The organism is Cytobacillus sp. Hz8 (assembly GCF_042263505.1).
In the GTDB taxonomy this organism is placed as follows: domain Bacteria; phylum Bacillota; class Bacilli; order Bacillales; family Cytobacillaceae; genus Bacillus_BE.
Genome location: NZ_JBHKFI010000021.1, coordinates 23,828 through 43,900, shown reverse-complemented (window position 1 = coordinate 43,900; position 20,073 = coordinate 23,828). Strand labels below are relative to the sequence as shown.

Below are 20,073 nucleotides of genomic sequence, written 5' to 3'. Positions count from 1 at the left end.
TATTTACCTAGTAATCTTTATTTAAGAGAGTTTGCCAGTGATTTTAAGTTATTCTCCATCACTTCAATGTAGTCTAAACCCTTTTCTTGATCCTCTTTACTTAAGCCTTCCAATGTATTTAATACCTCTGTTTTGGCTCCCAACTCATCAGCTAATGTTTGTGCAACCTTTGGTGAAGTCGTTTCCTCGAAATAAATGACTTTGATATGATGCTTTTTAGCAAAATTCTTGAGTTCGGCAAGCTTGGAAGGACTTGGTTCTTCCTCTGGAGATAATCCGGCAATCGGAACCTGAATGAGCCCATACTGTTTTGCTAAATAACCAAAAGCGGCATGTTGTGTAATGATTTCCTTGCTAGCAGTGTTTTGTAATGTCTTTCGATAAAGCTGGTCGAGGTCCTTCAGCTTTTGAATATAAGCTTGACTGTTTTTCTCATAATCAACCTTATTTTGTGGATCCTGCTTGATTAGCTCCTCCGTAATCATTTGGACTTCATGCTGGGCAAGAACCGGGCTTAGCCAAACATGCGGATCTAAACCATGCTCCCCTTCCTTTTCATGGTGTTCAGCATCGTCCCCGTGTTCATGTTCATCTTCTTCTACTCCTTCCATCAAGGAAATGCCTTTACTTGCTTCAAGAAAAATCGGACCGTCTTTCCCCAAACTCTTTTGCAGGGAGGAAATCCATGTTTCCATATATGAACTGTTATAGACAAGAATATCCGCCTTCTGAATCGCTGCCATATCCTTTGGTGATGGCTCCCACTCATGCGGCTCCACATTTGCCGGAATTAAAAGATCGACTTGTGCCTTGTTCTTGGCAATATTCTTGGTGAATTCATACATTGGATAGAAGGTTGTAACAATATGTAATGGCTTCTTCTGCTCCTTTGACTTTTCGCTTGAGTCAGCACCTTTACTGCTGCACCCACTGCCTGCAATGACGATCAAACAAGCCATCAACAGACCTAATAATGTTCTCCAATTCATTCGTTTCATTTTATTCTCCTTTTCTATAAAAAATGAAATCGAAACGATTATGAAAATCGTAATCATTTCGATTTTAAAATCAGTCCTATTCGTTTTTTCAATCTTATTACCAGCTTGCCTTTTTCACTCCAGGAATCTGTCCTTTATGTGCAAACTCTCTAAAAGCAATTCTAGACATTTGAAACTTTCTTAAATATCCTCTAGGTCTCCCGGTTACTTGGCATCGATTCCTTAGACGAGTTGGCGATGAATCTCTTGGAAGTTTTTTTAGTGCCTCATAATCCCCATTTTCGATTAGCTCCTTTCGAAGAACGGAATATTTCCTCACCAGCTCTTGCCGCTTCAGTTCTTTTACTATCTTTGATTTCTTTGCCACTCAATGACCTCCCTTGTTTTCATCTACTAAGCTCAAATGGCTAGCGGATCGTTACCCAATAATAGACTTATTCATTATAAAACGTAATGATTCCTATTTACAAGCTTTTTTTCTCTTTTATTTTCCGATCCTCTCGTCACTCCCCTTCTCATACGGCTTTTAATAAATAAAAATGACTCATCTACATAACCGTTCAAAAGGCCTAATATATCAAGGGTTTGTCCTTTTCCTTACAACGGATAAATATCAATCTAGACCCATCTTCTCATTTACAAAAATAAATTTTTATTTTACAATTCAAATCGTAATTATTACGATTTGTTTCAAATAAGTTGATTTGGCCATCCTTCAAGATCTTCACATCCATTCTTATAGCTTTGCCTAACTATTAGGAGAAACTCCATTTTTTATTCAAGAAACAAACATACTCTATTATCGAGCCCATATATTTAATAGAAATATCGATTTTTAGGAGGAAATTATGTATCGCATTGTCCGAAATCATATCATCGATGTCTCTGGTATGATCCTCATTGTATTAGCTTTAATCCTTTTGTCTATCAGTTCCAAAATAAAACTATTTAACGAGCTGGATCCGTCATTATTAAATTTAAATACGATTTTTTTAAGTATTTTAATAGAGGCACTCCCCTTTGTATTAATTGGGGTTTTGATCGCAGGTGCTATTCAAATCTTTGTCACAGAAGAGCATATCAGGCGGTGGATTCCTCAAAATAAGTTTTTCGCCGTTCTCATGAGCTGTGTTGTTGGAGCGCTTTTTCCTGCTTGCGAATGCGGAATTGTTCCCATCGTTCGCAGACTCATTGGAAAAGGAGTACCGCTTCATGCAGCGATTGGCTTCATGCTGACAGGCCCCTTAATCAATCCGATCGTCATTGCTTCAACCTATATGGCATTTGGAAACAATATCAAGATGGCCGGATTGAGAATGGGACTAGGCTTTCTGATTGCTGTCATCATCTCACTTCTCGTCAGTTGGTTATATAAGGGAAATCAGCTAAACTCACCGATACATATAAACGAATCCCATACCCATTCAGAAAAAGCATCATTTTCAAAAAGATTTTGGTCTATGCTAATCCATTCGATTGATGAGTTTTTCGATATGGGGAAATATTTAATCTTCGGCGCTTTTTTAGCTGCATTTGTTCAGACTTATTTACCTGCGAAAACGTTGCTCGAAGCTGGAAATGGGACCATATCATCTTTATCGATTATGATGGGACTTGCTTATGTGTTATCCCTTTGCTCTGAAGCAGATGCCTTTATTGGAGCTTCCTTTAGCAGTCTCTTCCCAACTACAGCGATTTTAGGCTTTCTCATATTAGGTCCAATGATGGATTTAAAAAATACAATCATGATGGTGAGTGTATTTCGCTGGAAATTTGTTTTTGGGCTTCTTGCTATCATAATTTCTATCATTTTTGCAATGCTAATGCTTTTTAACCGATTTCTATAAGGGGGAAAAATCGTGAAGTTTCATTTTCAACAGGCGATAAGAGCGTTTATTTTGCTCTCTTTCTCCGTCCTACTATTCAAAATGCATTATTCCGGGGAAATCACCAGATTCATCAATCCGAAATACGAAGGTCTTAGTCAATACGCCTCCGTGATATTCCTGATCTTATTTTTTATCCAAATCACAAGAATCTGGAGTGAAAAGAGCCATCATCATGAACATGGCAGTCATAAAGACCATCACCACGACTGCGATCATCATCATGATCATGGAGATTCTCCGTTAACCTTCAAAAAGGCTTTTGCCTATTTCATTATTATTTTCCCATTGCTTACTGGATTTCTGCTTCCTTCAAAGGTGCTTGATGCCGCAATTGCCGAGAAAAAAGGTGGGATGTCGGTTTTAGCAAAACAAAAACAAGCAAGTAAACAGGCTAAAAAACCTCCGCAAAGCCAGGAAAAGCAAATTGCACCAGAAGAGCCCGTTATTAACGAAAAGCTCGTTGACATTTCTCGTGTGGGTGAAAAGGAGCTAACGCAGGAAGAATACGATCAATTAGTCAAGCAATTAGATCAAAGTCCCTCTATCGTGATGAATGATGATCTCTTTTCCAGCTACTATGACGAAATTAGTATGAATGTGAATCATTTTAAAGGTCGAAAAATTGAATTAAAAGGATTTATCTATTCAGAGGATGGACTAGCACCCAACCAGCTGGTGATTGCTCGATTTTTAATTACTCATTGTGCTGCGGATGCAGGAATCATTGGATTTTTATCAAAGTTCTCAGATACAACATCACTAACAGCCAATTCATGGATAGAGGCCAAAGGTGTTCTAGATACGACCACTTATAAAGGGACGAAAATTCCATACATTAAAATTACCAAGTGGAAGAAAGTAAAGGAGCCAAAGGAACCATATTTGTATCCCATTAATGTAAAAATACTATAATGTGTGATCCAACGATCAAAACTTTGAAGGGTGAAATGGAGAAAAAAACACTGATTATCTCCATTTCACCCTTTTATCAATTTCTTTTTCATTTTTTTAAAAAACCAAAGGTAATATCGATAAGAAATAAGCAAGGTTACATACATGGTTATCCAAGACCATGTATGTAATTTATTAAATCCATTTTTCTTTCTAAAATAACTTCAATCACCTTGATAACAGTTGGAAAGAACATGGTATACACAATCTTATTAATTTGAAAACTCGAAGGAGTTCGAATCGATTTTAACGTTCATTCAGGGAATTTCACAGCAAAGTGAACTACCCACCACTTAGCTAACCTTACGGTCTGCTTGTCGTGGGGGCTTCTCGACTTATCGTTCCTTTTACTAGCTAACGAAAAATGACCGAGCTAACCCTCTTGTTCCAAGAGTTTTTATTTTTATGCCAATGCTAATAAGTGTAATCCTTCGTTTTTGATATTGATGGCTGAATTATAGTCTCGATCTGCCACATAACCGCAAGAGCATTGATATATGCGTTCAGATAGTGACATTGGCTTTTCTGCACCACAACAAGAACATTTTTTTGTAGAAGGAAACCATTTATTAATTTTTACTAATTGTTTCCCTTGTTCTTTTAGTTTGTAGCCTAAGAACGTAGTGAACATGCCCCAACCATTATCATGAACGCTCTTACCAAAGCGCAGGGCTTTAGATAGACCTTTCATATCTAAATCCTCAATAATAACGGCATCATAGTTTGACGATAATTCTTTTGAATTATGATGAAGAAAGTTCTTACGTTGATTTGCAGTTTTTTCTTGCAGTTTAGCTACTTTCAAACGTTGTTTTTCCCAACGTGCAGAACCTTTCTTTCTGTGAGATAAGATACGCTGTTCTTTAGCTAGTTTGTCCAATGATTGTCGATAGAAACGAGGGTAATTGGCTTTCTCACCCTGTTCGCTTTCAACATATAGACCATCCATAGCAAAATCTAGTCCAACAACCTTTTGAACGATGACAGACTTAATCTCTTTCTCATATTCTGTCAAAATAGAAATATAGTATTTCCCTGACTTTGTTTTGGAAATGGTACAGGATTTTATTTTGTAATCAGCAGGAATTTCTCTATGTTGTTTGATTTTCACAAGCTTTATTTTAGGCAATTTGATACAACTGCCTTTCAATTCGATGTTTCCATTTACCAAATTAGTCGTGTACGACTGCTTATTCTTTCGACTTTTGAACTTTGGAAATTCAGTACGACCTTCAAAGAAATTCTTATAGGCATTTTGCAAGTTAATTTGTGAATTGGCTAAAGCTAATGAATCCACTTCTTTTAAGAATGGAAATTCATCTTTATACTTAGCAGGAGTCGGAAACTTTTGTTTTTTGAGCCTATCTTTGTCATCTTTGTATTTTTTGTAAATCTCTTGTCGTTCTGCCAGCATTTTATTATAGACAAATCGGGCACATCCGAAAGTCTTTGCTAATAATACTTCTTGGTCTTTATTTGGCAATAAACGAAATTTGAAGGCTTTATTTTGCTTAGTCATATCCATTCACCTCATACATTTAGAACATTTGTTCCTATTGTATCATAATGAGGAAGATTTTGGCTATCACCAATCGAAATTCATCTCCCACCTACTCATCGGGCTACGTCCTTCGTATTCCTTGAGGATGGGAGACTTCTTTCGGAAATCTGTTAAAATTTAACCTCAAAAATCCCCCTGCAAGAATTAATCATTCACAGGGGGATTTTTTTGCTGGGTCAATCCTCGGCCAAATATCGCAATGCCGTCTGCAATTGCAGATCATTGCTTTCCTTTTTCATCGTTTCGACTGCTGCTTGTTCTAATGCTGCAGCTGTGGTTGAGTCAATTTTCCCTGTTAACGGAAGCTTGTTTTTCTGCTGAAAAGCCTTTACGGCGATTTCCGTTTGTTCGCTAAAATAGCCATCCTTTCTCCCAGGAGTAAGTCCCAGACCATCTAATATTTGCTGTGCATTTTTGATCTGTTCATTATTCATATCCTTTTCTAAAGGCTTTTCGATATCTAACGGATGCGTTTGATAAATTTCTGGTTGTTGAATTGCAATATCCGGCTTAATTCCTTTTTTATGAATCCAGTTTCCATCTGGAGTTAGCCATTTATAAAGGGTTAATTTAATATTGCTTCCGTCTCCCATCGGCACCGCCTGCTGAACCGTTCCTTTTCCAAAGGTGGTTTCTCCAATAAGTTTATAATCTTCTGCTTCCTGAAGAGCCCCTGCTAATATTTCTGCAGCAGAAGCACTTCCTTTATCCACAAGGACCGCTACAGGATATTCTTTTTCTGATTCAAGTGTGGAAAAATAGCGTTTCTTTGCCCCATCGCGATTTTCGATTTGCACGTATGGATGGTCCTTGGAAACAAATTGCTTTAAAATCTCCTGCACGCTGGATAAAAGTCCTCCAGGATTTCCCCGGACATCAATTAATAAGCCATCTAAGCCTTTTTGTTCTAAAGCCTGCAATTGTTTTGAAAACTCTGATGCAGTGTCTTCAGAAAAGGTGGTAATCTCCATATAGCCAATGTTCTTTCCATCCTTTTCTTTTAAATCGGAATAAACCGTAATCTGCGGTATTTCGTCGCGAGTAATCTCAAGCGTAATCGGTTCATTTAATCCAGAACGAGCAATTTGCAGCTTTACCTTGGTTCCTTTTTTTCCTTTAATTTTAAGTGTGGCCTCCGATAATTCTAATCCATCGACACTTTTCCCATTGATCTTTAAAATTTGGTCATTGGGCTTTAAACCTGCCCTTTCTGCAGGTGAATCCTTAAATGGGGAGACGATGACAATCTTGCCATCAACCTTGCTGACCTCAGCTCCAATCCCTTCAAAAGTGGAATCAAGCGTCTCGCTAAATTGCTTACTCATCTCTCGGTCCATATAGACGGAATATGGGTCTTCTAATGTTGATAACATGCCTTGAATGGCCCCTTCGACTAAAGTGTCTTCCCCCACCTTTTCCACATAATTATTGACAATAAGATCATAAGCCTTTTCTACCTTATCTAAGTCTTCGTTCACGCTTGCGTGAGAGTTGTGTTCGGATAAATCTGCTGAACCGTTTTGAAAATCCATCCATGAGAACATGGTGTACATGCCCCCGGCACCGATTAAAAGCGATCCTATGGCGATAAGGGCTACCCATCTATGCTTCATAAGCATCCTCCATTTCTTGCTGAAATCTAGGCTACCAAAAAAATAATTCTCATTGAGCTTTTCGATTCAGTTCAATATATGTAGGAAGAGGACAAGTTATGAAAGAAACTCGAAGATAATAGAAAGCATCCTCCATTTCACAGAAATTTTTTTAGGTGGATTTTAAAGCAAAATAAAAACAGCGAAAGAAGCTTTTCGACTTCCTTCGCTGTTTTTATTTAATATATCCGATTAAAACGGAACAATACTTCTTGGGTCAATCGCATTAGATTTAGCTTGGTTCCATGGACCACGGTGCAACTCAAAATGTAAATGTTGTCCTGTTGAATCCCCGGTGCTACCCATAATTCCAATTTGTTGTCCCTTATGAACCGTTTGTCCTGCGCTCACTAAGCGTGAACCGGATCTCATATGAGCATAAACCGTTGTATAGACTTGTCCATCAATATTGTGAGAGATAAATACGACTTCTCCATAGCTGCTAGAACGATAAGATTGAATAACGACACCGTCGGCTGCTGCTACAACTGGATTTGTTCCACCTTGGGCAATATCGATCCCAGCATGATAGCTTCCCCAGCGATATCCAAGACCGGATGTTATCATACCAGCTGCTGGTCTTGTAAAAGTTCCAGAGGAAACATGTGGTGCACTATTGACAGAACCACCGCCACCGCCTCCATTGCTACCGCTTGAAGAACTACTTTGACGTTGCTTTTCAAGTTCTAGTGCTTTTTGAATCGCTGATTGCTGTGCTGCTAGAAGACTTTCTTCTTCTTCAAGAGAAAGCATTTCAGCATGAGCATCGTCCTCTTTATCTTCTAACTCAGACATCAGCTTATTCTTTTCAGTCTTTTTCGCATTTAGGCTATCTTTCATCGTTTGCAAATCCGCATTCTGTTTCTCTAAATCTGCTAATTTATCTTTAATTTCTTTTTGTTTCTTCTCTAAAAGGTCTTTATCCGCTTTTTGCTCACGGAGAATATCTTGGTCAGCTTCCACGATGGTCGCTACAGCACTAACGCGGTCAATAAAGTCGCTAAAGCTTTGTGCCCCCATTAATACATCCAAGTAACTCACATTTCCGCCGTTTTCTTGGAAGGAACGGGCGCGCTCTTTAAGAACCTCATTACGCTTTTCAATGCGTTTTTCCAATTCGTCTATATCTTTTTGAAGCTTATCAATTTCCTTATTAGTATCTTCAATTTGCTCTTGCTTTTCAATAATTTTGTTTTGGGTATCTTGAATCGTCATATTCAACTGCGAAATTTCTTGCTTTACATCCGCTTGTTTCCCTTTTAACTGATCAATTTCATCATTTTTGTCGCCAATTTTCGAGTTGACGTTTGAACGTTTATTTTTAATTTGATTTAATTCGTCCTGTTTAGAAGCAAATGCCTTATGAGAAGTAGGAACTCCTGTTGCAAATGTACCAATTGTTAATGTTGCGATGACTGATAGTGTTAATATTGATTTCTTCATCGATTTCTCCTTTCCATTATGTACGGGTTAATCGTTGTACTCTCTACTAACCTTCAAATCTACTTAATTAACACAAAAATGAAAGAAGGAGCCTGTCCAAAAAAGCGAAAAATCGCTACTCCTACAGGCCTCCCCTTCCTATGTGTAGGCAAACTAGTGCCTATTAAACTTTTAAGAACTTTCTTACTGACATTAAGCTTCCCCAAATTCCAATTAGGGCTCCCATGACAACTAGTAAAAAAGCGACTTGGTAGACAAACGGACTATAATCCAGAATCTGAATAAAGTTCCCTTCCAGTCTTGGCTGTAAATAGCCATAGGCATAATAATAGGCGGTGCTAACAAGCGCAATTGGAATGATAGAGCCCAATAATCCTAACCAAAGGCCCTCTAAGAAGAACGGCCAGCGGATAAACGCGTTCGTTGCGCCAACCAATCTCATAATCTCAATTTCATTTTTGCGGGCAATAATCGTAATTTTGATGGTATTTGAGATTAAGAACATCGCCGTAAAAAGCAAGCCAATGATCAACACTAATCCAACATTTCGGCTAACTTTAATGGATTTGAAAATATTTTCTACTTTCCCTTGGCCATATTTCACCTTATCCGCATATTGGAATTTCTCAATTTGCTTCGCTACTTTGATTGTATCTGTAGGATTTTTCGTCTTTACGATAAATACATCGTTTAGTGGGTTGTCCTGCTCAAATAGCTTGTAGGCTTTCCCTTCTTCTCCCATACTGTCTATCAGATGCTGTAATTCCTGTTTCTTGGATGAAAATTGGACACCCTTCACTTCTGGGATATTCTCAATTTCCTTTCTCAATAAGTCCCGTTGTTGTTGATTAGCAGTGAGATCGATGTGCACGCGGATTTCCACGTCCTCCTCGATGGTTGTCGCCACGCGGTTAAGATTCATCATAATGACGAAAAAGACGCCGACTAAAATTAAGGTCACAGTCACGGCACTAACAGACGCAAATGTCATCCAGCCATTTCTGCTTAAGCTTTTTGCACTTTCACGAAAGTGACGTCGGAGAGTTCTAGCCTTCATATCCGTAATCACCTCTTTGTTCATCACGTGCGATTCGACCGCTTTCAATCGCAATAACCCGATGCTTGATTGTGTTCACAATTTCTCTGTTGTGTGTAGCCATGACCAACGTTGTACCCCTTGTGTTGATTTCTTCGAAGATATTCATGATTTCCCATGAAGTATCAGGATCCAAATTACCAGTTGGCTCGTCGGCAATCACGACTTTCGGAGAATTCACAATCGAACGGGCGATGGACACCCTCTGCTGCTCGCCGCCTGAAAGCTCGGTTGGCAGCATTCTTGCTTTATGCTTAAGACCAACTAAATCCAATGTTTCCATGACGTGTCGTTTAATGGCCTTCGGTTGCTCTTCAATAACTTCAAGCGCAAAAGCAATATTTTCAAACACAGTTAGTGTTGGCAACAATTTAAAGTCCTGGAAGACGACGCCGATGTTACGTCTTAACTGAGGGACGCGATTATTTCTCAATTTCCCTAAATTCACACCATTGATCATAATCGTTCCTTTTGTCGGCTTTTCTTCACGATACATCATTTTAATAAAAGTAGATTTCCCTGCTCCACTAGGGCCTACTACATATACAAATTCACCCTGCTTAATCCGAACATCAATCCCATTCGCAGCAATGACACCGTTCGGATATTTTTTATATACATCTTGCATTTCTATCATTCATATCACCTAAGTTTTGTTTTAAGTTTTTTGAGTAAATAAGAACTGCGCTAATCTAAGATAGCGTGTCCATGTTGCGATATCCGAGGCAAAAGGTTTTTATTTAGGTTCAAAATAAGCAATCCATTTCATTTCATATACCATTTTTTCATAGAACAATAAAAATAAGAGGACGATTCGACAAAATTCCTCATATTCTTACAAAATCTTCTTCACTTCAGCACATTAACCATTATAACATCATATATCTGCAAATTGGTCGGTAAAAATATTACATTTTCTTTTCAAGAAACCATTATATCCGACATTTTCCTCTTTTTTAAATAAAATACGATAAAAAATGCCAATATCCTGCTTTTTAGGTCGAAAGTTGTATGATGATTTTATTATAAATATCGATCATTTTTCCGTTAGAGGGTATTAAAGCCCAGCATGAGAGAATATGTTAATTTTTAGTAAGTGAATTTTTGAGCAAAAAAAAGAAGGAATCAATTGTCACTTTGGATTTGTAGGTAAAAGTTGACTAATTGATCCTTCTCTTTTGTATTCATTTTGTCATATTATTTTTTGCTAGCTAACCATTCAGCAACAGTTGAGGCGTCATCGCCTTGTAATTGACCGGCAGGCATTGCATTTTTTCCGTCTAAGATGATTTTTTCAATTTCATCTTTGGAATATTTTGCCCCTACTTTTTGTAAATTTAGGCCTACTCCACCTTCTAAATTTGCACCATGGCAGCTAGAACATTTTTGGCTGAATAATTTTTCAGCATCTCCGCCACTGGCCGTTTCCGTTGTTGTTTTGCCTGAATCACTTGAGCTAGTATCTTTCTTTTCCCCAGCGTCATCCCCGCCACCACACGCAGCAAGTACCAGAGAAGTACCCATTAATAATGCTAGCAGTTTTTTCTTCACATAAACTCCCCCTCAGGATAATAAACGTAATACATGAATATTATACCAACTCTATGCCCTTTTGAAACCCTCACCAAGCACCTCAGCAGCATCCATGACAATGACAAATGCAGAAGGGTCAATGGTTTTTACAAGATGTTTCAATTTTGTGAATTCTGATTGATCGACTACTGCCATCAATACTAAGCGCTCAGATTCTGTATAACCGCCGTATGCTGATAGTTTTGTCACTCCACGGTTAATTTTATTCAAAATCCCATCGCGAACTTCATTTTGCTTATCGGTAATGATCATCGCCATTTTCGAATGGCCAAAGCCAACCTGCACCAAATCAATCGTTTTGCTGGTCACAAACAACCCAATTAACGCATAAAGTCCACTTTCAATGTTAAACACAATCGCTGCTGAAAGAACGATTAATCCGTCAATCATCATTACACAGGTTCCAAGTGTGAGCCCCGTATATTTATTAATGATTTGCGCAGCCAAATCCGTTCCACCTGTTGAGGCATTCCCACGGAAAACGATGCCTAAGCCCGTTCCGACACCAATCCCCCCGAATAATGCCCCCAATAAATGATCATTCGTCCATGGTTCGACATCTTTCGTCAAAAACACAATAAACGGTAAGAAAATGGTACCGACTAAAGTTTTTACTCCAAAATGTTTTCCTAAAAAAATAACCCCGGCAATAAATAAGGGAATATTAAAAGCCCACTGCACAAACGCTGGTTCCCAGCCAAAAACCGTATGAGTAATCGTACTAATCCCACTCACCCCACCGGAAGCCACCCGATTCGGCAGCAAAAAGACATTAAAAGACATTCCTATAATGGCTGATCCGATCAAGACGAAAAGATATTCAAACGCCATTTCCCATTTTGGATGATAGATACGCTGTTTTCGTTTCATTATTGTCACTCTCTCTCCTTTGCAATGATGCACGACGTCAATTTATGTGATAGCTTTTGCTTTCGTTTTAGCTTTAACTCGCATGTGAGTATGTAATCTACTTTATTGATAGTTTGGATGTTGTATTGTTTTTCTATGAGGAGTTTCTCGGCGCATTCCGAAGAATCCTATCATACAAGACGTTCCGTGTTATGCCGAAAGTGAGTATATCATGGACATTGGAAATGTGTAAATGCCAGCGTGTTGCCGTATTAAAGGGGTGAATTTGTGAAGGTGTGAAGTCGGTTGGTTCATGTTGGGGGCGGGAAGGTGCATTTTGGTGAGCTTTATTGATAAAGAACACTCCTTCTTCATGTTCTCCCCACAAAAAAACACACAATCCCCCCAAAAAATCCACAAAAAAAGCCCTTACCACCCAAAATCGATAGTAAGGGAAAAATTTTCCTAAATATTATTCCGCCAAACTCAACTTCGACCGCAAATAAGCATCAATGAACACATCAATATCTCCGTCCATCACTGCTTGCACGTTCCCAACCTCGGTGTTGGTGCGGTGATCCTTGACCATGGAATAGGGATGGAAGACATAAGAGCGAATTTGGCTTCCCCAGCCAATTTCTTTTTGTTCGCCGCGAATCTCGAGTAGTTCTTGCTCCTGTTCTTCGATTTTGCGTTGGTAGAGTTTTGCCGTTAACATTTTCATCGCTTGTTCACGGTTTTTGATTTGTGAACGCTCGTTTTGACAGGTTACAACGACACCTGTTGGAAGGTGGGTAATTCGAACCGCTGAGTCAGTTGTGTTGATATGCTGTCCACCTGCACCCGTTGCACGATACGTGTCGATTTTTAAATCGGTTGAACGAATTTCAATTTCGATTTCATCATTGAATTCCGGCATCACTTCACAGGATACGAAGGAAGTGTGACGGCGGCCAGATGCATCAAATGGAGAAATCCTGACAAGGCGGTGCACCCCTTTTTCAGCCTTTAAGTAGCCATAAGCATTATGACCTCTGATTGCAAGCGTCACACTCTTAATCCCTGCTTCATCACCTGGAAGATAGTCGAGCGTTTCCACCTTGAAGCCTTTTTTCTCCGCCCAGCGAGTATACATCCGCAGAAGCATGGAGCCCCAGTCTTGGGATTCTGTTCCGCCAGCACCAGGATGGAGCTCTAAGATGGCATTATTTTTATCATATTCCCCGCTTAAAAGCAGATTCAATTCGAATTGGTTGAGACGATTGGCAAGCTCACTCATTTCGTCCTCTAATTCCTGCTGAAGCTCAGCGTCACTTTCCTCTTTGACAAGTTCGTAAGTGAGTTCAAGATTTTCATAGGTTTCATTCATGTCATAAAACTCGTTTACCTGATCCTTTAAACCATTGGCTTCAGAGATAACAGTTTGTGCTTTTTGCTGGTCATCCCAAAAGTTCGGATGCATCATTTCATCCTCAAGCTGGGCAATGCGCGCCTCTTTGTTTTCTAAGTCAAAGAGACCCCCTAAAGTCAGCTAATCTCTTAACTGTTTTTTCTAATTCATTGCGGATATCGACTAATTCCATGTACATTCACCTCAAAAATATTTATATTCAACATTACTTTATTTGCTGTCTGGTTTTTTATTATCAAGTTTCCTCATTCAGATTGCAACCTTTAAAAATGGGCACGGGCGAAAGTCCCAAAAAAAGAGTCGGCAAACCTATTATTTCAGCTTTGCCGGCCCCTTTTTTTATCTAAGCGATATCGACTTTATTCAAATCTTCCGTGGCAGTTCTTGTATTTCTTGCCGCTGCCGCATGGGCATGGGGCATTGCGGCCGATGTTTTCTTTCTTACGGACTGGTTTTTTCTTCACCGTTTCTCCTTCTTCTTTCGGATTCACGGCTTGACCTTTGGCGACTTCTTCACGCTCTAGGTTATTGCGAATTTCTGCCTTCATGATATATTTCGCCACATCATCCTCGATGGAGGAAATCATCGCTTCAAACATCGCAAAGCCTTCTTGATTGTATTCGCGTAAAGGATCGATTTGTCCATAGGCGCGTAAATGGATTCCTTCACGAAGGTGATCCATGGCATCGATATGATCGGTCCATTTGGAATCGACGGAGCGAAGCACGATAACCTTTTCGAATTCACGCATTTGCTCGTAGCCAAGCTGCTCTTCTTTCTCATCATAGCGTTCTTTGACCTTCGCGAAGATGAGATCCACCATTTCTTCATTGTCTTTATCAAGCAATTCTTTCTTCGTAATATCGCCTTCATGAAGAAGATTTCCTTCCACATAATCAATAATGTTTTCCAGTGTTTCTTGCAATTGTTCATCATTATCCAAATCATGGGCACTAATATTGCGCTCAATGGAGGTTAAAATCATATTTTGAACAATATCGTGAAGACTTTCTGATTCAAGTACTTCATTCCGTTGCTTATAAAGAATTTCGCGTTGTTGGCGAAGAACATCGTCATATTGCAATAATTGTTTACGAGCATCAAAGTTGTTTCCTTCCACGCGTTTTTGCGCAGATTCAACGGCTTTGGAAACCATTTTACTTTGAATTGGCTGCGTATCATCCATACCAAGCCTTTGCATCATCGATTTCATATTATCGGAACCGAAGCGGCGCATTAATTCATCTTCCATGGAAAGATAGAATTGCGTTACCCCTGGGTCTCCTTGACGACCAGAACGTCCACGAAGCTGGTTGTCTATACGACGGCTTTCATGTCGTTCTGTACCAATGACAGCAAGTCCGCCTCTCTCTGTCACACCTTCACCAAGCTTAATGTCTGTACCACGACCAGCCATGTTTGTTGCAATCGTCACGGCACCCTGTTGTCCGGCATCGGCAATGATTTCTGCTTCACGACCATGGTTTTTCGCATTTAAGACATTATGCGGAATCCCTTTTTTCGTTAAATATTTGGAGATTAATTCGGATGTTTCAATCGCAACCGTACCAACAAGAACCGGTTGTCCCTTATGATGGCGTTCTGCGATATCCTCCACAACCGCTCGGAATTTACCGTTCATGGATGAAAAAATTAAATCAGCACGGTCATCCCGAATAATCGGTCTATTCGTTGGAATGACGATAACATTCATATTGTAAATGTTACGAAATTCTTCTTCTTCTGTTTTCGCAGTACCAGTCATCCCGGCTAATTTTTCATACATTCGGAAGTAGTTCTGGAAGGTGATGGTCGCTAAAGTCATGCTTTCATTCTGAACCTCTAGACCTTCTTTTGCTTCAATCGCTTGGTGCAAGCCTTCACTATAACGGCGACCTTTCATTAAACGACCTGTGAATTGGTCAACGATGATAATTTCGCCTTCTTGAACAACATAATCAATATCAAGGTGCATGCTGGCATGTGCTTTTAATGCTTGCGAAATATGATGATTTAACGTCACGTGTGAAACATCAAAGAGATTTTCAATGCCAAAGATCGTTTCCGCTTTCGTCATCCCTTCTTCGGTTAACTGAACACCCTTTGTCTTCTCATCATAAGTGTAATCTTCATCCTTTTTCAGCATGCGAACGAAAGTATTAGCCTGATGGTATAAGGATGTTGATTTTTGCGCCGTACCAGAAATAATCAAAGGCGTACGGGCTTCATCGATTAAAATGGAGTCAACTTCGTCGATGACAGCATAATAAAGGGGACGCTGCACTTTTTGCTCTTTATAAAGAACCATGTTATCCCGTAAATAGTCAAAACCCAACTCATTATTGGTGCTATAGGTGATATCGCAAGCATAAGCAGCTTGTTTTTCTTCTTTTGATAAGCCATTTGTATTTAAGCCAACCGTTAGACCTAAAAATTCGTAAAGTTCACCCATTTCAGTCGCGTCACGACTAGCCAAGTATTCGTTGACAGTGACAACATGAACACCTTTTCCAGAAAGTGCGTTTAAGTATACAGGCATGGTAGAGGTTAAGGTTTTACCTTCCCCAGTTTTCATCTCGGAAATATTCCCTTCATGTAGGGAAATACCTCCCATGAGCTGAACTTTATACGGATATAATCCTAATACCCGTTTCGCTGCTTCACGCACTACCGCGAAGGATTCCACAAGCAAATCGTCTAAAGACTCTTCATTTTGATATCTTGCTTTAAATTCTTCCGTTTTTTCACGCAATTGGTCATCTGTTAATTTTTCCGTTTCAGAGGCAAGTGCTTCAATGTGATCAGCCATTTTCTCAAGACGCTTTAAATCCTTTTTGTTCTGATCAAACACCTTATTTAAAATTCCAAGCATACAAACGCTCCTTTTATATTGGATACAAGAGAATTTTTCAAGCCCATTAAATAGGCAAAAGTAGGATAAAAAGGACTGGATGATTGTCCTTCTTTTATTTAAAGAAAAAAATTCGCCTTTTAATAAGCCGAATCCTCCCATAAATTTTCGAGTCATTCTGTATTAATATTACCACTTACGATTTAGAGTGACAACTAATGTGAGAGAGCGCTGTGAAATTGGGCTTTGCGGTCATCACCTAAATGCTTTTTTTGCTCAGCCTGAGTTGCTGGGCGAGCGGCAAGTCTCCTCGTCGTCCCGTACATTCCTACAGGAGTCTGCATGTATTCAGGATGCTAAGTTCTACTCCTCATTTATTAACTTTGAGAAAACTTGCCGTACCTAAAAACCCCTACGAAATTTTCGCAGGGGTTGAACATTCCAATTTAATGTACAATTAATGAGCTTCAATTAAGCCATAACGACCGTCTTTGCGTTTATAAACAACGTTTGTCCGATTCGTTTCGGCATTTGTGAATACGTAGAAGCTATGTCCTAGCATATTCATTTGGAGAATCGCTTCTTCGCTATCCATTGGCTTTAAGTCAAAGCTTTTTTGGCGAACAAGCTCCAAATCTTGATCATCTTCAACAGCTGGAGTGTCCACATCTTCGGTTCCACTCGTAAATAGAACATTAACATTCCCTTTTTCCCGGAATTTACGGTTTACTTTTGTTTTATGCTTACGAATTTGACGTTCTAATTTATCAGTAATTAAGTCAATAGCCGCATACATATCTTCATTAGATTCCTCAGCGCGCAACACCAATTGTGGAAGCGGAATGGTTACTTCAACTTTTGACTTTTTATCACTATAAACCTTAAGGTTCACATTGACATTTGCATTAGGTATTTCAGTAAAATAGCGCTCCAATTTAGTAATCTTCTTTTCCACATACTCTCTAATTGCTGGAGTTACCTCAATGTTTTCTCCACGAACGTTATAATTCATAGATGAACTCCTCCTTCTTATATACAAATACTCTGGCTTTCTTCGGACAATCCATCCCATTTCTCATCTTCCCGAAGGCCACTTAGTCTTATAAAAAGACTATGTAGATACATTCTATTTTAACCTATAAAACTCCTGCTAAAACAGGGAAAAAGATTGAATAATTTTGTCGAAACTGTGAATGACGAATTGGACCGCCATCTTCTGCGCTTAGCTACAAACGTATATCATTCGTAAAAAATTTTACAAATTAGTAGTAGTTTGAAATGATGCAGGGTAAATGACAGGATTTGTCGAATTATTGATATAGAGAGAAAAATGACGTCCTTAAATGAAGTCCGAAGTTATGAATATTGTCCAGGTTCTGAACCTAAGTGAGGAGAGAGAAAAATGGAACAATCACAAATTTCACTTGATTTGGTCGGCAAAGCACTCGGTGAAGATATCTACTCTGAACAAGGCATTTTACTTTTAAAAAAAGGTACGATTTTAAAGGAAATTCATATTCTATTGCTGCAAAATTACCGTTTTGGCGAGAAAATCTCCATCGATTTAAACCAAGCAGTTCCCTCCGTGGATCCGAAGAAATCCCGTACAGCCAAGCCTTATAAATCCTTCCTCGAAGAAATAAAGGACCTCTTCCATCACATCATGAATGGAGAAAATGTTGATTTTTCCGAAATAAGAGGGACATATAAGCTACTCGTTGAATTATCCCTGCAGGACTTAGCCATTATTCCTGTGATTCAGACCGAAATCAGCAAGGAAGAATATTTATATCAGCATAGCGTCAACACAGGAATTATTGCCGCCATCATTGGAAAAATACTTCGCTTTAGTCAAAATGATTGCTTCTTGCTTGCCGATATGGGGCTATTCCATGATATTGGCATGCTCAGAGTCGATGAGGAATTATATGAACAAGAAGGTCCACTCACGAAAGAGGAGTTTGAGCAGGTGAAAAAGCATACCGAACTGGGCTATTCATTTTTAACCAGCATTGCTAGGTTGGACCCTCTCATCCCTCAAGCGGCTCTTTCTCATCATGAAAGATTGAACGGAACCGGGTATCCTCGACAGCTGAAGCAAGAGGAAATTCCGTTACTTATTCAAATCGTCTCCGTCGCTGACTGTTTCAACGCCATGAGTATGAAACGAAATTATGGAAAAAGGAAATCCCATTTTGATGGAGTGTATGAGCTCATTGACCAGACCCATAAAAATTATCTAAACCCTGGGATCGTGATTCCGTTTGTCGAGTATATTATGAGGCAACATCTGCATCAGCAGGTTCGGCTCAGCAATAATGAAATAGCGGAGATTGTTTTTATTCATGAAAGTGAGCCGCATCAGCCTTTGGTGAGAGTTGGAGAACAATATATTGATTTGCGGGAGGATTTGTCTTTGCGGGTAACGGGGGTTGTAGAGGCAGATGTGAAAGAGAGTGTGTTGAATTAATTTTTAAATGGGAAAAACCGACTGTCAAGTCTTTAGCAGTCGGTTTTTGTCATCCTAAAATCGTGTGATATCTTCAATCTAATTGACCATCCGCAGCTGCCCCTGAACCATAACCTTCCATGCAGAAAAAGCAGGATACAATTGCTCCCGAATGACGGCTTGCTTCGCATTAGGTTCATTCCAGACTCCATCTAACTTCTCAGCCTGTTCCACTACAAGCGCAAAAGCTTGAAGATCGTCTACCAATGACGATTTATCCTTTAACAGAACAAATAGTTGTTCATTCGTTTTATTGATTTGCTGAAAGGCGGAAAAAATATCACCAATTAGCTGATTGACAGCCGTAAGTTCAATATTTTCATAACTATTAAGGATATAGGAAAAGGCCTCTTCAACGGTATCAAGCAAGTCTATATATTGACCAATCATTTGAAATTGATCTTCGGTTAATTTTGTCAAAAGATTCACCTATTTTCTTGGTAGGATAGAATGCCTGTCACCGCCTGAATTTGACAAAATCCAGGCGGTGACAGGCATCTTATTTTCTCCGATCATAAAACATCCCATCAGAGGCGGATAGTTTTTGATAGGGATTCACGTATTTATTCGTTGAGACTTTTTTCTGCTTTAACCCTTTGATATCTAGCTGGATTTGTCGTTTTTGCTTTTCAAGGAGATTCGACAATTTTTGATTTAAAGCAAAAATCTTTTGCATCATCGCTTGATCCTCTTGGTTTAACGGCTTTTTGATCTCCCTCATCGTGGTTTCACGCAGATTGAGAAGCTGCTGGACGCGTTCAATTCTACCATCACGTTCTTCTGGTTGTACCGATTTTTCCAGAATTTCGATTAATTCACTTGTGTATTGATAGAACTGCTGAACAGGATTCATTATATTTGTCCACCTTGGCCAAATTGCTTTTGGCGATTGATTTGAATGACTTGTTTCCAGGTGTCGCGAAATTCAGTAACAATGCCAGCTGCCTCATCAAGTGCAGCAATATCATTTTTCGTATTTGCCTCAATCAGCTGACGATTGACAAAATCGTATAAGCTCATCATATTTTTTGAAAGCTCAATATCCATATTTAATGTAACCATTAGTTCGCTAATGATATTTTGGGCTTTTTGTAAATTAACGTTCTTTTGTTCGACATTTTTTTCAGTGATTGCTTTACGAGCTAGGCCAATAAATTTCAAGCATCCATTATATAACATTAAAGTTAATTCACTGGGTGAAGCCGTCGTAACTGCATTTTGTTGATAGGATTCATATGGATTCTTAATTGCCATTTATTTTTTCTCTCC

Annotated in this window: 18 protein-coding genes; 3 read left to right on the top strand and 15 right to left on the bottom strand. The window is 39.1% G+C overall.

Translation table 11 applies throughout. The features are described from left to right. Nucleotides 1-17 precede the first annotated feature (17 nt). Nucleotides 18-989: a metal ABC transporter substrate-binding protein gene (locus ACE38V_RS19590; RefSeq protein WP_375843999.1), complete on the bottom strand. Its 972-nt coding sequence runs from the start codon at nucleotides 987-989 to the stop codon at nucleotides 18-20. Nucleotides 990-1,095: 106 nt separating this feature from the next. Further along, on the bottom strand, nucleotides 1,096-1,365 hold the full coding sequence (gene rpsN / locus ACE38V_RS19585) for a 30S ribosomal protein S14 (protein WP_375843948.1): 270 nt from the start codon (nucleotides 1,363-1,365) through the stop codon (nucleotides 1,096-1,098). 481 nt (nucleotides 1,366-1,846) lie between these two features. On the opposite strand from rpsN, the gene ACE38V_RS19580 reads away from it, so the two are divergent. Continuing rightward, complete coding sequence (locus tag ACE38V_RS19580; protein ID WP_375843946.1) at nucleotides 1,847-2,845, top strand: permease; 999 nt, start codon at nucleotides 1,847-1,849, stop codon at nucleotides 2,843-2,845. Nucleotides 2,846-2,857: 12 nt separating this feature from the next. Beyond that, nucleotides 2,858-3,799, top strand: coding sequence for a TIGR03943 family putative permease subunit (locus tag ACE38V_RS19575; protein WP_375843944.1), 942 nt, complete (start codon nucleotides 2,858-2,860; stop codon nucleotides 3,797-3,799). 442 nt (nucleotides 3,800-4,241) lie between these two features. Here the strand turns inward: ACE38V_RS19575 and ACE38V_RS19570 are convergent, their stop codons facing one another. From ACE38V_RS19570 to hpf, 10 genes are all read right to left on the bottom strand, one after another. Next, complete coding sequence (locus tag ACE38V_RS19570; protein ID WP_375843942.1) at nucleotides 4,242-5,357, bottom strand: RNA-guided endonuclease TnpB family protein; 1,116 nt, start codon at nucleotides 5,355-5,357, stop codon at nucleotides 4,242-4,244. A 218-nt stretch (nucleotides 5,358-5,575) separates the two neighbouring features. Next, nucleotides 5,576-7,012, bottom strand: a complete 1,437-nt coding sequence (locus ACE38V_RS19565) for a S41 family peptidase (RefSeq protein ID WP_375843940.1) — start codon at nucleotides 7,010-7,012, stop codon at nucleotides 5,576-5,578. A 231-nt stretch (nucleotides 7,013-7,243) separates the two neighbouring features. Beyond that, complete coding sequence (locus tag ACE38V_RS19560) at nucleotides 7,244-8,494, bottom strand: murein hydrolase activator EnvC family protein (RefSeq protein ID WP_375843937.1); 1,251 nt, start codon at nucleotides 8,492-8,494, stop codon at nucleotides 7,244-7,246. A gap of 163 nt (nucleotides 8,495-8,657) precedes the next feature. Then, nucleotides 8,658-9,551, bottom strand: coding sequence for a permease-like cell division protein FtsX (gene ftsX / locus ACE38V_RS19555; RefSeq protein ID WP_375843936.1), 894 nt, complete (start codon nucleotides 9,549-9,551; stop codon nucleotides 8,658-8,660). Continuing rightward, on the bottom strand, nucleotides 9,541-10,227 hold the full coding sequence (gene ftsE, locus ACE38V_RS19550; protein WP_375843934.1) for a cell division ATP-binding protein FtsE: 687 nt from the start codon (nucleotides 10,225-10,227) through the stop codon (nucleotides 9,541-9,543). Before ftsE ends, ftsX begins: the two co-directional genes overlap by 11 nt. A 560-nt stretch (nucleotides 10,228-10,787) precedes the next feature. Beyond that, complete coding sequence (gene cccB, locus ACE38V_RS19545; protein WP_375843932.1) at nucleotides 10,788-11,141, bottom strand: cytochrome c551; 354 nt, start codon at nucleotides 11,139-11,141, stop codon at nucleotides 10,788-10,790. Nucleotides 11,142-11,192: 51 nt separating this feature from the next. Continuing rightward, nucleotides 11,193-12,053: a YitT family protein gene (locus tag ACE38V_RS19540; protein WP_375843930.1), complete on the bottom strand. Its 861-nt coding sequence runs from the start codon at nucleotides 12,051-12,053 to the stop codon at nucleotides 11,193-11,195. 451 nt (nucleotides 12,054-12,504) lie between these two features. Next, a protein-coding gene (prfB, locus tag ACE38V_RS19535; RefSeq protein WP_375843928.1) for a peptide chain release factor 2 occupies nucleotides 12,505-13,615 on the bottom strand; the annotation gives its coding sequence in 2 pieces (ribosomal slippage) (nucleotides 12,505-13,542 and nucleotides 13,544-13,615; 1,110 coding nt in all). A gap of 187 nt (nucleotides 13,616-13,802) precedes the next feature. Beyond that, nucleotides 13,803-16,316: a preprotein translocase subunit SecA gene (secA, locus tag ACE38V_RS19530; RefSeq protein WP_375843926.1), complete on the bottom strand. Its 2,514-nt coding sequence runs from the start codon at nucleotides 16,314-16,316 to the stop codon at nucleotides 13,803-13,805. Between the two features lie 436 nt (nucleotides 16,317-16,752). Further along, on the bottom strand, nucleotides 16,753-17,307 hold the full coding sequence (hpf, locus tag ACE38V_RS19525) for a ribosome hibernation-promoting factor, HPF/YfiA family (protein ID WP_375843924.1): 555 nt from the start codon (nucleotides 17,305-17,307) through the stop codon (nucleotides 16,753-16,755). A gap of 390 nt (nucleotides 17,308-17,697) precedes the next feature. Between hpf and ACE38V_RS19520 the strand changes: the two genes are divergently transcribed. Beyond that, nucleotides 17,698-18,765 (top strand): HD-GYP domain-containing protein, encoded by a 1,068-nt coding sequence (locus tag ACE38V_RS19520; RefSeq protein ID WP_375843922.1) that lies wholly within the window; start codon nucleotides 17,698-17,700, stop codon nucleotides 18,763-18,765. Between the two features lie 78 nt (nucleotides 18,766-18,843). Here the strand turns inward: ACE38V_RS19520 and ACE38V_RS19515 are convergent, their stop codons facing one another. The 3 genes from ACE38V_RS19515 to fliS all read right to left on the bottom strand — a co-directional run bounded on the left by ACE38V_RS19515 (nucleotide 18,844) and on the right by fliS (nucleotide 20,058). Next, the gene (locus tag ACE38V_RS19515) at nucleotides 18,844-19,224 is read right to left on the bottom strand and encodes a DUF8042 domain-containing protein (RefSeq protein WP_375843920.1); all 381 of its coding nucleotides are present in this window, start codon (nucleotides 19,222-19,224) and stop codon (nucleotides 18,844-18,846) included. 79 nt (nucleotides 19,225-19,303) lie between these two features. Then, nucleotides 19,304-19,657 carry a flagellar protein FliT gene (gene fliT, locus ACE38V_RS19510; RefSeq protein WP_375843918.1) on the bottom strand — a complete coding sequence of 118 codons (354 nt, stop codon included), beginning with the start codon at nucleotides 19,655-19,657 and terminating at the stop codon, nucleotides 19,304-19,306. After that, nucleotides 19,657-20,058 (bottom strand): flagellar export chaperone FliS, encoded by a 402-nt coding sequence (gene fliS, locus ACE38V_RS19505; RefSeq protein WP_375843917.1) that lies wholly within the window; start codon nucleotides 20,056-20,058, stop codon nucleotides 19,657-19,659. The genes fliT and fliS overlap by 1 nt, the downstream gene beginning before the upstream one ends. Nucleotides 20,059-20,073 lie beyond the last annotated feature (15 nt).